Source organism: Comamonas sp. FG99, from assembly GCF_057808605.1.
Window position 1 is genome coordinate 1 of record NZ_JBMDII010000068.1, and the last position, 13,870, is coordinate 13,870.

Genomic DNA, 13,870 nt, shown 5'->3' on the forward strand with positions numbered 1-13,870 from the left:
CCTAGATTGCGGCCTTTTGCTGCCTTGCGGGCACTATGAAAAGACTTTGAACACGTTCTCAAGCCCTAGAATCGCTGTCATGACGCCGCCAGAGCAATCCCACGCTGCTGCTCCACCCCAGCCTTCCGAATCCGCCATCGCCGCGGATGCTGCGGCGCCCGCCAGCCGATCCCCGTGGCTGTGGACCTCGCTGGTGCTCGGCGTGGCCGCCACGGTGGCCATCGTCAGCAGCGCGCTGCTGTGGCAGCGGCTGAACAATATCCAGCAGCAGCTGGCCCGCCAGAGCGCCGACTCGCACGGTCAGGCCGTGGAGGCCCGCACCATCGCGCGGCAGGCGGAGGACGTGGCGCGCGACATGTCCTCGCGCATGTCGGTGATGGAGGCGCGGGTGGGCGAGGTCGCGCTGCAGCGCGGCCAGCTCGACGCCCTGCTGCAAAGCCTGTCGCGCAGCCGCGACGACAACCTCGTCGTCGAAACCGACAGCGCGGTGCGCTTTGCGCTGCAGCAGGCCCAGCTCACCGGCAGCGCCGACCCGCTGGTCAGCAGCCTCAAGGCCGCGCAGCAGCGCATCGACCGCGCCGCGCAGCCCAGCCTGGCACCGCTGTCGCGCGCGATTGCGCGCGACCTGGAACGCATCTCGACCACCAAGACGCTGGATACCGCCGGCATCCTGGCCCGGCTGGACGACCTGATCCGCCAGGCCGACGAGCTGCCGCTGCAAAACGACGTGGCCCAGGCCAGCGCCACCCGGCGCGTGAATGCGCGCCGCACCGCCACGCCCACCAAGGATGGCGAAGGCGGCGACGCCGAGGCCCAGCGCCCCTGGTGGCAGGCGGCGCTGGCCGCCACCTGGGAATCCACGCGCGATGAGGCCCGCCGCCTGGTGCGGGTGCGCCGCATCGACTATCCCGACTCCGTGCTGGTCTCGCCCGACCAGGCCTTCTTCCTGCGCGAGAACCTCAAGCTCACGCTGCTCAATGCGCGCCTGGGGCTGCTCGCGCGGCAGATGCAGGCCTCGCGCAACGACCTCTCGGCCGCGACCCAGCTGGTCAACCGCTACTTCGACGCCACCTCGCGGCGCACGCAGAACGTGGCCTCGCTGCTGCAGCAGGTGCAGCTGGCCATGCGCGACGTGGACCCGCCGCGCGCCGACGACACGCTGGCGGCGCTGGCCACCGCCGCCGCAGGAAGGTAGGCCGCGATGCGTGCAGCCCTGTGGTTGATCGCCCTCTTCGCCATTGCGGTGGCCGCCGCGCTGTTTGCCGGCAGCAACCAGGGCACGGTCACGCTGTACTGGCCGCCCTACCGGATCGATCTGTCGCTGAACCTGGTGGCGCTGCTGCTGCTGCTCGGCTTTGCGCTGGTGCACGGCGCGCTGCGCGGGCTGTCGGCCATGTTCGAGCTGCCGCGCCAGGCGCGGCGCTGGCGCATGCTGCAAAAGGAGCGCGCCATGCATGCCGCCGCCATGCAGGGCATGACGCAGCTGCAGGCCGGCCGCTTCGTGCGCGCCCGCAAGGCCGCGCTGTCGGCGCTGGCCCAGGAAAAAGCCTTGCGCGAGGCCGGCGACGACGTCCCCCACGGGCTGGAGCTGCGCGTGCTGGCCCATGTGCTGGCCGCCCACAGCTCGCAGGCGCTGCAAGACCACGCCCAGCGCGACGAACACTGGCAGCAGGCCTTGCAAGAGGCCCAGCAGGCCAAGGGCCAGCCCGAGCTGCGCGAAGGCGCCCAGTTGGTCGCCGCCCAATGGGCGCTGGACGACCGCGACCCGGCCGCCGCCATGGACCACCTGGCCCAGCTGCCGCAGGGCGCGGCCCGGCGCACGCTGGCGCTGCGCCTCAAGCTCAAGGCCGCGCAGGCGCTCAAGAGCACCAAGGAGGCGCTCGACACCGCGCGGCTGCTGGCCAAGCACCGCGCGTTTTCGGCGGCGGCGGCGCAAAGCATCGTGCGCAGCATGGCCACCGCGCTGATCGACGACGCCCACGATCCCGAGCAGCTGCAGCAGGCCTGGCGGCAGCTGGACGGCGCCGAGCGCCAGATGGCGGAAGTGGGCATTCACGCCGCGCGCCGCCTGCTGGCGCTGCAGGGCTCGCCCGCCACCGCTCGCGAATGGCTGCTGCCCGCCTGGGAGCGCTACACCGGCAGCGGCAACCTGCCGGCATCGCAGCTGCGGCGCCTGCTGCAGGCCCTGGCCGAGAGCCTGCGCACGCCGGATGCCGACTGGCTGGCCCGCATCGAGGCGGCGCAGCGCCGCCGCCCGCACGACGTGCACCTGCAGTACCTGGCTGGCGTGGCCTGCCTGCGCCACCAGCTCTGGGGCAAGGCCCGGCATTGGCTGGAAGCTGCCGCACCGGCGCTGCAGGACGAGCCGCTGCGCGCCCACGCCTGGCTGCTGCTGGCCCAGCTGGCCGAAGACCGCGGCGATGGCGAGGCCGCGGCCCGGGCCTGGAAGCAGGCCGCCCTGGCGCACGAGCATTGACCGTCAGCGGGCGGAACTTTTCCGCGCCCCCCGCGTCCATTCAATTCCTTTGAATTGAGCCGACAACACGGCTGAACCCGCCGCAGCGGGCGCTTGCCTACACTGCGGCCTCCTCCTCTTCATCGAGCTTCATGACAGCTGCATTGCAACGCTATACGCGCACGGCCATGGCCTTCCACTGGGTGCTGGCGCTGGCCCTGGTGGGCATTTTCTTCTTTGGCCTGTACATGACCGGACTGCCGCTGTCGCCGGCACGCCTGAAGTACTTCAACTGGCACAAATGGGCCGGCATGAGCATCCTGCTGCTCAGCGCCGCCCGGCTGCTGTGGCGCGCCAGCCACCGCCCGCCGGCCCTGCCCGCCGCGATGCTGCGGGCCATGCCCGGCTGGCAGCAGGCCGCGCATGCCGGCGTGCACCACCTGATGTACCTGCTGTTCTTCGCGGTGCCGCTGATCGGCTGGGCCTACAGCTCGGCGGCCGGCTTTCCCATCGTGCTGTTCGGCATGCTGCCGCTGCCCGACTTCGTGGCCAAGAGCCCCGAGCTGGCCCAGGCGCTCAAGCCCTGGCACGGCTATGCGGCCTATGCGCTGGCGGCGCTGGTGGTGCTGCACGTGGCCGCGGCCTTCAAGCACCAGCTGATCGACCGCGACGGCCTGATCTCGCGCATGCTGCCGCGCTGAGCGGCGCCATACGCCCCTGTTCAGGCCCCTGTCCACGCCCCGGTTCACGCCCCTGTTTTCTTCGGAGTTCTTGCATGAAAGCCCTTCTCTCTTCCGCCCTGATCGCCGCCGCCCTTGCAGGCGGCACCGCCCACGCAGCCCAGGCCCTGGTGCCGGCGCAAAGCACCATCGGCTTCACCGCCAAGCAGATGGGCGTGCCGCTGCAGGGCCAGTTCAAGAAATTCGATGCCAAACTGAACTTCGACACCGCCAAGCCCGAGGCCAGCAGCATCCACTTCAGCGTGGACACCGGCAGCGCCACGCTGGGCTCGAAGGAGACCGACGCCGAGCTGCCCAAGGCGGAATGGTTCAACGTGGCCAAGTTCCCGCAGGCCACGTTCGACTCCACGGCAGTCAAGGCGCTGGGCGGCGGCAAGTACCAGGTGGAGGGCAAGCTCAGCATCAAGGGCCAGTCGCAGAACGTGAGCCTGCCGGTCCAGCTGAGCCAGTCGGGCGCCACCACCACGGCCACCGGCACGCTGGCGCTCAAGCGCCTGCAGTTCAAGATCGGCGAAGGCGATTGGGCCGACACCTCGATGGTGGCCGATGAAGTGAACGTCAGCTTCAAGCTCGCGCTGACCGGCGTGGGCAAGCTCTGAGCCATTGCCAGGTTTTTTCGCTTTCAGCGCAGCGCTGAAAGCCGCCATTTTTGATTCAAACCAACCCAGGAGGATTTCCATGCGCATCACCGCCATCGCTTTCGCCGCCGCCGGCCTGCTGGCCACGGCCGCCCACGCCGCCCCGGCCACCTACGCGATCGACCCGAGCCACACCTTCGCCACCTTCGAGATCGAGCATTTCGGCACCACGACCAACCGCGCCCGCTTCGACAAGAAGAGCGGCAGCGTGGAGTTCGACAAGGCCGGCAAGGCCGGCAAGGTCGAGGTGTCGCTGGACATGAGCTCGGTGAACTCGGGCACCGCCGCCTTCAACAAGCACCTGCAAAGCGCGGACATCTTCAACGCCGAGAAATTCCCCAGCGCCAAGTTCGTGTCCGACAAGTTCGTGTTCGACGGCGACAGCCTCAAGGAAGTGACCGGCCAGCTGACCATCAAGGACCAGACCCATCCGGTGAGCTTCAAGGCCAACCGATTCAACTGCTACGAGAGCCCGATGCTGCAAAAGCGCGAGGTCTGCGGCGGCGACTTCGAGGCCACCATCGACCGCAGCCAGTGGGGCGTGGACTACGGCCTGGCCTACGGCTTCCCCAAGCAGGTGCGCGTGGTGCTGCAGATCGAGGCGGTCAAGCAGTAAGAGCCATCCCCTTCAAGGTCTTGAACGTGGAATAGGCGCAGTGTGCGTGGCCAAGAGGTTGAGCGTTGTGCGTTGTGCGTTGTGCGTTTTGCGGCCTTCACGCTCAACGCCAAACCCTCAACGCTCAACTTTTCCCAACGTCATGGGCACTCGCAACAGCACAACACCTTGAAAGGGATGGCTCTAAGCGCCCCGGCCCCAAGCCCGTTCAGGCGCCATCCTCGGGCTGCGCCTGGAACAGGCGCCTGAAATCGCAGCACTCCTGCGCCAGCATCACCAGCGACGCGGTGAGCGCGCTGCGGTGCTCGCCCTTGTGCATCGCCACATAGCGCACCACGGGCAAGGGCGGCGTCACCTGCAGCACTTCGAGCATGCCCGCCGCCACCAGCGGCGACAGGCATTCGCGCGGCAGGTAGCTCACGCCCAGGCCCGACACGGTGAGCCCGGTCAGCGCCACCAGGTTGCTCACCACGATCACATCGGCCAGCAGGGCGGGCTGCACGCCCTGCTCCTTCATCCAGGAATCGTAGGCGCGGCCCGTGCCCGAGTTGCCGCCCTGCACCAGCATGCGGTGCTGGGCCAGCTCGTGCAGCCGCAATGGCGCGCCGCTGCCCGGCACCACGCCGGGCTTGCACATCCAGGCGCTGTGCACCTGCCCGATCACGCGGTGCGGCATGCGCGCATCGGCGAAGGTATCGGGCACGATGGCCAGGTCCAGCTCATCGGCCAGCAGCTTGTCGCGCAGCTGCAGGCTGTCGTCCACGTCGGGCTCCAGGATCACCTTCGGATAGTGCCGGCGGATCAGGCTCACGAGCCGCGGCAGCCAGGTCATCGCGGTGAGCTCGGTCACGCCCAGGCGCACGCGCCGCTGCACCACGCCGGGCTTGCCGAACTGCTCTATCGCGGCGTCGCGCTGCTCCAGCAGCTTCTTGGCCAGCACGAACATCTCCTCGCCCTTGTCGGTCAGGCGCGCCGCGCGCTGGCTGCGGTCGAACAGCTCGGTGTCGAACAGCTGCTCCAGCTCGTGCACGCGCTTGGAGATGGCCGACTGCGAGGTGTGCAGCTGGTGGGCCGCCTGGGCGAAGCCGCCCAGCCGGGCGATCCAGTACAGGGCTTCGAGTTGCTTGAATGTCATCATGGCTGACGCGCTAAAAATCACTTTTATTCATCTTATTCGATAACAAAAAATCGCTTTTAGAAATTCATCGTGCAGCCGAAGATAGGTACCGGATTCCCCGCCCTGACTCTCTTGAGGACAACACCATGCACATCACCCGGCCCCTCACCCTTGGACTCGGACTCGCCCTCGCCGCCATGTGCGGCACTGCCGCCGCGCAAGACAGCGGCACGCTGCGCAAGATCAAGGACAGCGGCGTCATCGAGATCGGCGCGCGCGACAGCCAGATCCCGTTCTCCTACAAGCTCGACGCCAGCAGCGCGCCCATCGGCTTCACCACCGACATCTGCCTGAAGATCGTCGATGCGGTGAAGGCCAAGCTGGGCCTGCCCAAGATCGAGGTGCGCTACACCATGCTGAACTCGACCAACCGCATCCCGCTGCTGCAAAACGGCACCGTGGATCTTGACTGCGCCACCACCACCAACACCACGCAGCGCCAGGAGCAGGTCGATTTCGCGCCCAGCCACTTCGTTGCCAGCATCACCGCCGCGGTGAAGAAAAGCGCGGGCATCAACACCTTCGCCGACCTGAACGGCAAGACGGTGGCCACCGTCTCGGGCAGCACCTCGATCCAGCTGCTGCGCGGCGCGCGCAAGAGCGGCACCATCGAGGTGAAGGAGCTGGCGGGCAAGGACACCTCCGACGGCTTCCTGCTGCTGTCCACCGGCCGCGCCGATGCCTATGTACTCGACGACGTGCAGCTCGCCGGCATGATCGCCAGCGCCCCCAACCCCGGCGACTACAAGATCCTCACGCAGGAATCGCTGCGCCAGGAGCCCTACGGCATCATGCTGCGCAAGAACGACCCGGCCTTCAAGGCGCTGGTGGATGAGACCGTCACCGGCCTGATGAAGTCGGGCGCCATCGAGCAGCTCTACGCCAAGTGGTTCCTCTCGCCGATTCCGCCGAAGAACGCCAACCTCAACTTCCCGATGACGGATGCCGTGCGCGAGATCTTCAAGAACCCCAACAACAAGGGCGTCTGAGCCATGGCTTCGCAGTATCCCCAGGGCCTGGCCTTTCCCGAGGCGCTGATGCGCGAGGTGCGCGCCCGCTTTCTCGGCGTGGAGCGCGACCATCACGGCCGCGAGCGGCTGTACTTCGACAACGCGGGCGGCTCGTTCCGGCTGAAGTCGGCCATCGAGCGCCTGGCGCAGGTCGATGCGGTGCCGGACAATACCGAGCGCATCCACGCCACCGCCGTCGAGCTGCAGGCCGTGCAGGCCCGCGGCTGCGACGATTTGCGCACCATGCTGAACGCGCGCGGCGGCAGCGTCTACGCCTCGCTCACCGCGTCGGGCGCCATGTTCGACATGGTGCGCGCGGTGGCCGAGAACGTGCCGGGCAGCAACATGGTCACCACCGTGCTGGAGCATCCCTCGGCCTTCGATGCGATGCGCCTGTATGCCGAGCGCCTCGGGCGCGAGCTGCGCGTGGCGCCGAGCAACCCGGCCACCGGCGGCGTGGACGTGGACGCCATCGTGGCGCTGGTCGACGAGAACACCAGCCTGCTCAACGTGATCCACGCCTCGAACATCTCGGGCGCCAAGCTCGACATCGAGGCCGTGGTGCGCCGCGCCCGCGAGATCAAGCCCGATCTCTACATCCTGGTGGACGCGGTGCAGCACGCACCCCACGGCCTGATCGACCTGCAGAAGGCGCCGGTGGACGGCATCAACCTCGCGCCCTACAAGTTCTTCGGCTGCCGGGGCTCGGGGCTGTCGTGGCTGTCGCAGCGCGCGGCCGCGCTGCCGCACCACAAGCTGGCCGGCAAGCCCGCCGGCTACTGGGACCTGGGCAGCGCCGCGCCCTGGCAGTTCGCGGTGCTGAGCGACATCGCCGACTATGTCTGCTGGCTGGGCAGCCACTTCACGGACGCCACGCAGCGCCGCGCGCTGTTCGTGGCCGGCATCACCCACATCGAGCTGCACGAGCGCGCCCTGCTCGCCGCGCTGCTGGACGGCAGCGCGCAGGTGCCGGGCCTGCGCAGCATGCCGGGCGTGAAGGTGTTCCTCGACCACCACGACCTTGGCAAGCGCGACCTGATCCTGGCCATGGGCTTCGAGCACCTGGACTGCGCGCAGGCGGTGGTGGAGTACGGCAAGCGCGGCGTCACCGTCTACGAGCGCGTGGCCAGCAGCATCTACTCCAGGCGCATGCTCGAATCCTTCGGGCTCGAAGGCGCGGTGCGGGTCTCGCCGCTGCACTGCCACACGCCGGCCGAGATGGAGCAATTCCTGCGCGTGACGCAGCAGATCGCCCAGGCATTCGCGCCCGCTGCCTAGGGCACAACCTCCTCAGCACCCCAGCTGCGCGGCCAGCCCCAGCAGGTCGGGCGCATGCAGGTCGTTGCCGGCGCGCGACGATACGTCCTTGGCATGCGCGCTGCCGAACTCCAGCGGCCGCTCGATGTAGGCCGTGCGCAGCCCGCAGGCGCGGGCGGCCTCCAGGTCGTCGTGGTGCGCGGCCACCAGCATCACCTGATCGGGCCGCAAGTCGAACACCCCGGCCACGCCCAGGTAGGTGGCCGGATCGGGCTTGTAGGCGCGGAAGACCTCGGCGCTCAGGATGCAGTCCCACGGCAGGCCGGCACGCTTGGCCATGTTGGTGAGCAGGCCGATATTGCCGTTCGACAGCGTGGTGATGGTGAAGCGGCGCTTGAGCCGCGCCAGGCCCGCCACGCTGTCGGGCCATGGCGCCAGCCGGTGCCACACGCGATTGAGCCGGGCCCGCTCGGCCTCGCCCAGCTGCGCCAGGCCAAAGCGCGGCAGGATCTCGTCGAGGATCTGGCGGTGCAGCGCATCGATGAGCGTCCAGCCCTGCGCGCCGCTGCGCACGCGCGCCATCGCCGGCTGGTAGCCGGCCCGCCAGGCCCTGGCGAAGGCATCGCCATCCACCGCGGGATGGTGCTGCTGCATCTCGCGCACGATGCTGCCGTGCCAGTCGACCACGGTGCCGAAGGTATCGAAGGCCAGCACCTGCACGGTGGCGGCGATGTCTTGGGCGGCGGCGGAGGATGCGCTCATGTCTTGGTGTCCAGGCGAAAAGCCCGATCTTTGCCAGCCGCGCCCGGCAAGTCAATAGCCATGGCCGCCGGAGCATTGGCTTTGTAAAAAAGTGAGCTTCTCGCGCTTTACCTGTAACGTTTTCAATATGTTTTCATATGGAAATCATTACCTGATAGGCGCTAGCAGCTATTCTTTTTATCATTCCCACCCGCGGCCGGCCCATGATGGCGCCGGGCTAAAATCGGGCCATCCGTCTCGACACATCGATCATTGGCGGCATCCTGCGGGATGCCGTTTTCATTGACAACAACACCATGAGCGACACCCCTGCACAACCCGGCCTGGAGAGCCTGTCCAAATCCTTCGAACCCGCCGCCATCGAGGCCCACTGGGGCCCCGAGTGGGAGAAGCGCGGCTATGGCCGCGCCGGCGTGCGCGGCACGGGCCGGCCCGACGCCGGCCAGCCCAGCTTCGCCATCCAGCTGCCGCCGCCCAACGTGACCGGCACGCTGCACATGGGCCATGCCTTCAACCAGACCATCATGGACAGCCTCACGCGCTACCACCGCATGAAGGGCTTCAACACCGTCTGGGTGCCCGGCACCGACCACGCCGGCATCGCCACGCAGATCGTGGTGGAGCGCCAGCTGCAGGAGCAAGGCAAGAGCCGCTACGACCTGGGCCGCCCCGAGTTCGTGAAGAAGGTGTGGGAGTGGAAGGACAAGAGCGGCAACACCATCACCACGCAGATGCGCCGCATGGGCGATACCGTGGACTGGAGCCGCGAGTACTTCACCATGGACGACAAGCTGTCCGGCGTGGTGACCGATACTTTCGTCAAGCTCTACGAGCAGGGCCTGATCTACCGCGGCAAGCGCCTGGTGAACTGGGACCCGGTGCTGCAGTCGGCCGTGTCCGACCTCGAGGTCGAGAACGAGGAGAAGGACGGCTCGCTGTGGCACATCGCCTACCCGTTGACCGACGGCTCGGGCCAGCTGGTGGTGGCCACCACCCGCCCCGAAACCATGCTGGGCGACGTGGCCGTGATGGTCCACCCCGAGGACGAGCGCTACCAGCACCTGATTGGCCAAACCGTGACGCTGCCGCTGGTGGGCCGCCAGATCCCCATCATCGCCGACGAATACGTGGACCGCGAGTTCGGCACCGGCGTGGTCAAGGTCACGCCCGCGCACGACAACAACGACTACCAGGTCGGCCAGCGCCACCAGCTGCCGCTGGAAGTGGTGCTCACGCTCAGCGCCACCATCAGCGACAACGCGCCCGAGAAATACCGCGGCCTGGACCGCTTCGTGGCCCGCAAGGCCATCGTGGCCGACCTGGAGGCGCTGGGCCTGCTGGTCGAGACCAAGAAGCACAAGCTCATGGTGCCGATCTGCACCCGCACCGGCCAGGTGATCGAGCCCATGCTCACCGACCAGTGGTTCGTGGCCATGAGCAAGGTGGCCAAAGAAGGCACGGGCGACGCCAGCGGCAAGTCCATCGCGCAAAAGGCCATCGACGCCGTGGCCTCGGGCCAGGTGCAGTTCGTGCCCGAGAACTGGGTCAACACCTACAACCAGTGGATGAACAACATCCAGGACTGGTGCATCTCGCGCCAGCTGTGGTGGGGCCACCAGATTCCGGCCTGGTACGACGAGGACGGCAACTGCATCGTGGCGCGCAGCGAGGCCGAGGCGCAGGCCAAGGCCCCCGGCAAGCAGCTGCGCCGCGACCCCGACGTGCTCGACACCTGGTACTCATCGGCGCTGGTGCCCTTCAGCACCATGGGCTGGCCGGGCCACAGCGATGCGGCCGACGACGACTACAACCTCTACCTGCCCTCCTCGGTGCTGGTGACCGGCTACGACATCATCTTCTTCTGGGTCGCCCGGATGATCATGATGACCACGCACTTCACCGGCCGCGTGCCGTTCAGGCATGTCTACATCCACGGCCTGGTGCGCGACGCGCAGGGCAAGAAGATGAGCAAGAGCGAAGGCAACGTGCTCGACCCGGTGGACCTGATCGACGGCATCGCGCTCGAGCCCCTGCTCGACAAGCGCACCCAGGGCCTGCGCCGCCCCGAGACCGCGCCCCAGGTGCGCAAGAACACGCAAAAGGAATTCCCCGAGGGCATTCCCGCCTACGGCGCCGACGCGCTGCGCTTCACCTTCGCCGCGCTGGCCTCGCTGGGCCGCTCCATCAACTTCGACAGCAAGCGCTGCGAAGGCTACCGCAACTTCTGCAACAAGCTGTGGAACGCCTCGCGCTTCGTGCTGATGAACTGCGAAGGCCAAGACTGCGGCCTCAAGGAACACACCAAGGAGCAGTGCCAGCCGGGTGGCGAATTCCACGGCTACATGCACTTCAGCCAGCCCGACCGCTGGATCGCCTCGCAGCTGCAGAAGGTCGAGGCCGAAGTGGCCAAGGGCTTCGCCGAGTATCGCCTCGACAACGTGGCCAACGCCATCTACGACTTCGTCTGGAACGAGTTCTGCGACTGGTACCTGGAAATCGCCAAGGTGCAGATCCAGACCGGCAACGAAGCCCAGCAGCGCGCCACGCGCCGCACGCTGATCCGCACGCTCGAAGCCATACTGCGCCTGGCCCACCCCATCATCCCGTTCGTCACCGAAGCGCTGTGGCAGAAGGTGGCGCCCGTGGCCGGCCTGCCGGGCGAATCCGTGGCCGTGGCCCGCTACCCCGAGGCCCAGCCCGCCAAGATCGACGAAGCCGCCATCGCCTACGTGGGCCGCATCAAGCAGATGGTCGACGCCTGCCGCACGCTGCGCGGCGAGATGGGCGTCTCGCCCGCCCAGCGCCTGCCGCTGCTGGCCGTGGCCGGCAGCGCCGCCGACGCCCAGTTCCTGCGCGACAACGCCGCGGTGCTGCAAAACCTGGCCAAGCTCAGCGAAGTCAAGGTGTTCGACGACGCGGCCGCCTGGAGCCAGGCCGCACAGGCCGCGCCGGTCAACGTGGTCGGCGACATCCGCCTGGCCCTGTTCGTCGAGATCGACCTGGCCGCCGAGAAGGCCCGCCTCGCCAAGGAGGCCGCGCGCCTGTCGGGCGAAATCGCCAAGGCCAATGGCAAGCTGGCCAACGAAGCCTTCGTGGCCAAGGCCCCGCCGGCCGTGATCGAGCAGGAGAAAAAGCGCGTCGCCGAATTCAGCGCCACGCTGTCGCGCATCCAGGAGCAACTCGCACGTTTAGGATAAAGAGCACCGCATGAGCACCAACACCCGCATCCGCAAGGCCGTCTTCCCCGTGGCCGGCCTGGGCACGCGCTTTTTGCCCGCCACCAAGGCATCCCCCAAGGAGATGCTGCCCGTGGTGGACAAGCCGCTGATCCAGTATGCCGTCGAAGAAGCCTACGAGGCCGGCATCCGCGACATGATCTTCGTCACCGGCCGCAGCAAGCGTGCCATCGAAGACCATTTCGACACCGCCTACGAACTGGAGAACGAGCTGGAGCAGGCCGGCAAGCACGAAATGCTGCGCCTGGTGCGCTCGGTCGCCCCGGACGACATGAACTGCGCCTTCATCCGCCAGCCGCGCTCGCTCGGCCTGGGCCACGCGGTGCTGTGCGCCGAGCCGCTGGTCGGCAACGAACCCTTCGCCGTGCTGCTGGCCGACGACCTGATGGTGGGCGAGCAAGGCGGCCCGGGCGTGATGCGCCAGATGGTCGATGCCTTCCACCGCCAGGGCCGCTCGCTGCTGGCCGTGCAGGAAGTGCCGCAGGAGCACACCAAGCGCTACGGCATCGTCAAGGGCGAGGCCGCCGGCGGGCCGTTGATGCGCATCGACGAGATCGTGGAAAAGCCCGCGCCGGAAAAAGCCCCTTCGCGCATGGGCGTGGCGGGCCGCTACGTGCTCACCGCGCGCATCTTCGAAGAGATCCGCAACCAGCCCGTTGGCGTGGGCGGCGAGATCCAGCTCACCGATGCGATCGAGCGGCTGATGAACCACGAAACCGTCTATGCCTACCAGTACAGCGGCAAGCGCTACGACTGCGGCAGCAAGGAAGGCTTTCTGCAGGCCACCGTGGAGCTGGCGCTGCAGCACCCGGATGTGGGCGCGAGCTTTCGCGACTACCTCAAGGGGCTGAGCATCTAGCGCACGCCACGCGCGGATTGCGCGCGGATCTTCCATGCCAAGGGCCTGCAAATGCAGGCCCTTGGCCATTGGTGCGCGGATTCTGCCTGGCCGGTGGCTCAGCGCCCGCCAGCGATGGCACCGCAACTAGCGGCTGCCAGCACCAAGACTCCCTCTTCACAACCGGGCATGGCAGCCCGATGCCAACCCATTGATGGGCTGATGTCCATATTTAACATAAACTTGAATTTTAAATTCAATCCTATGTCAATAGGTGCATTTTTCTATTCCCAACAAAAAGCAACAAGCCAGAATAAAGAAACAAGAATCATTATTATTTACAGTTTTGCAAATACATAAGGAAGACACCTGAAACTCCCACCAGCACATCCTGCTCCATTCAGCTTGAGTCGATTCAAATCAAGTTCATTCACGGGACGTACCCATCTATAACTTGACAAAATTCAATACGGGGAAAAATGGCATTTGTGATATGACAGCACGCACCGCCCTTCCATTTATCTCCGCATTCTTATCAAATTTCATTCTTGGAATTTCGTCTTTATACTGGCATTTATTCCCTGAAATTCCACCGTTAGAATTAGTTATTTTCAGAATTATTTTATCATTCATCGCATTATTATTAGTGGTGATTTTTATTAGATTTACCCACCTCGATCACAAGCCAAAAATAGAACCACGGTTTTTTTCCATACATTGCGTAGCCGGGATTCTTGTCGCCATTAATTGGGGAGTATTCATATGGTCCTCCATCAATGGAAGTGTTTTTGAAAGCGGACTTGGCTACCTCATTGCACCCGTTTGGGTAATGGTGATTGGAGTAGTATTTCAGGAAAAAAGCCGATCGACGGCAGAAATTTCTTGCACGATTATCATTGCCACTGCGCTTGCGTGGCTGATTGCAATCAATAGGCAGTTGCAGCACTGGGTTTATTTGGCCATCGGGCTTACATGGGGTTCATATGCCCTACTCAAGAGAAAGACCTCGTTATCTCCGATTGACGGTCTTTTTTTGGAAACGGCGGTGCTTCTCGTGATCATAGCCGCAGTCTTTCCTTGGGTGGATCTAAGGAAGGTCTGCAAAACCTCTCGTCAATCCGACTGGTGTGCAACCTGAGGA

12 protein-coding genes are annotated in these 13,870 nt (G+C 66.0%); 10 read left to right on the top strand and 2 right to left on the bottom strand.

What is annotated here, in order from left to right; all coding sequences use genetic code 11:
- Positions 1–79: 79 nt before the first annotated feature.
- The 5 genes from ACODRX_RS25290 to ACODRX_RS25310 all read left to right on the top strand — a co-directional run bounded on the left by ACODRX_RS25290 (position 80) and on the right by ACODRX_RS25310 (position 4,449).
- The gene (locus ACODRX_RS25290) at positions 80–1,195 is read left to right on the top strand and encodes a uroporphyrinogen-III C-methyltransferase (protein WP_488874309.1); all 1,116 of its coding nucleotides are present in this window, start codon (positions 80–82) and stop codon (positions 1,193–1,195) included.
- 6 nt (positions 1,196–1,201) lie between these two features.
- A complete protein-coding gene (locus ACODRX_RS25295) occupies positions 1,202–2,476 on the top strand; it encodes a heme biosynthesis protein HemY (protein WP_488874310.1) in 1,275 nt (424 codons plus the stop codon).
- Positions 2,477–2,607: 131 nt separating this feature from the next.
- Entirely contained in the window at positions 2,608–3,156 is a 549-nt protein-coding gene (locus ACODRX_RS25300; protein ID WP_488874311.1) for a cytochrome b, read from the top strand.
- A 74-nt stretch (positions 3,157–3,230) separates the two neighbouring features.
- Entirely contained in the window at positions 3,231–3,794 is a 564-nt protein-coding gene (locus ACODRX_RS25305) for a YceI family protein (RefSeq protein WP_488874312.1), read from the top strand.
- 79 nt (positions 3,795–3,873) lie between these two features.
- The gene (locus ACODRX_RS25310; protein WP_488874313.1) at positions 3,874–4,449 is read left to right on the top strand and encodes a YceI family protein; all 576 of its coding nucleotides are present in this window, start codon (positions 3,874–3,876) and stop codon (positions 4,447–4,449) included.
- Positions 4,450–4,657: 208 nt separating this feature from the next.
- Here the strand turns inward: ACODRX_RS25310 and ACODRX_RS25315 are convergent, their stop codons facing one another.
- Positions 4,658–5,584 carry a LysR family transcriptional regulator gene (locus tag ACODRX_RS25315; protein ID WP_488874320.1) on the bottom strand — a complete coding sequence of 309 codons (927 nt, stop codon included), beginning with the start codon at positions 5,582–5,584 and terminating at the stop codon, positions 4,658–4,660.
- Between the two features lie 128 nt (positions 5,585–5,712).
- Between ACODRX_RS25315 and ACODRX_RS25320 the strand changes: the two genes are divergently transcribed.
- Positions 5,713–6,615 (top strand): amino acid ABC transporter substrate-binding protein, encoded by a 903-nt coding sequence (locus ACODRX_RS25320; protein WP_488874314.1) that lies wholly within the window; start codon positions 5,713–5,715, stop codon positions 6,613–6,615.
- A 3-nt stretch (positions 6,616–6,618) separates the two neighbouring features.
- The gene (locus ACODRX_RS25325) at positions 6,619–7,914 is read left to right on the top strand and encodes an aminotransferase class V-fold PLP-dependent enzyme (RefSeq protein ID WP_488874315.1); all 1,296 of its coding nucleotides are present in this window, start codon (positions 6,619–6,621) and stop codon (positions 7,912–7,914) included.
- Between the two features lie 12 nt (positions 7,915–7,926).
- Here the strand turns inward: ACODRX_RS25325 and ACODRX_RS25330 are convergent, their stop codons facing one another.
- The gene (locus ACODRX_RS25330) at positions 7,927–8,655 is read right to left on the bottom strand and encodes a haloacid dehalogenase type II (protein WP_488874316.1); all 729 of its coding nucleotides are present in this window, start codon (positions 8,653–8,655) and stop codon (positions 7,927–7,929) included.
- 296 nt (positions 8,656–8,951) lie between these two features.
- On the opposite strand from ACODRX_RS25330, the gene ACODRX_RS25335 reads away from it, so the two are divergent.
- The 3 genes from ACODRX_RS25335 to ACODRX_RS25345 all read left to right on the top strand — a co-directional run bounded on the left by ACODRX_RS25335 (position 8,952) and on the right by ACODRX_RS25345 (position 13,867).
- Positions 8,952–11,852, top strand: a complete 2,901-nt coding sequence (locus ACODRX_RS25335; protein WP_488874317.1) for a valine--tRNA ligase — start codon at positions 8,952–8,954, stop codon at positions 11,850–11,852.
- A gap of 10 nt (positions 11,853–11,862) precedes the next feature.
- Positions 11,863–12,750, top strand: a complete 888-nt coding sequence (gene galU / locus ACODRX_RS25340; RefSeq protein WP_488874318.1) for a UTP--glucose-1-phosphate uridylyltransferase GalU — start codon at positions 11,863–11,865, stop codon at positions 12,748–12,750.
- Positions 12,751–13,222: 472 nt separating this feature from the next.
- The gene (locus ACODRX_RS25345) at positions 13,223–13,867 is read left to right on the top strand and encodes an EamA family transporter (RefSeq protein WP_488874319.1); all 645 of its coding nucleotides are present in this window, start codon (positions 13,223–13,225) and stop codon (positions 13,865–13,867) included.
- Positions 13,868–13,870 lie beyond the last annotated feature (3 nt).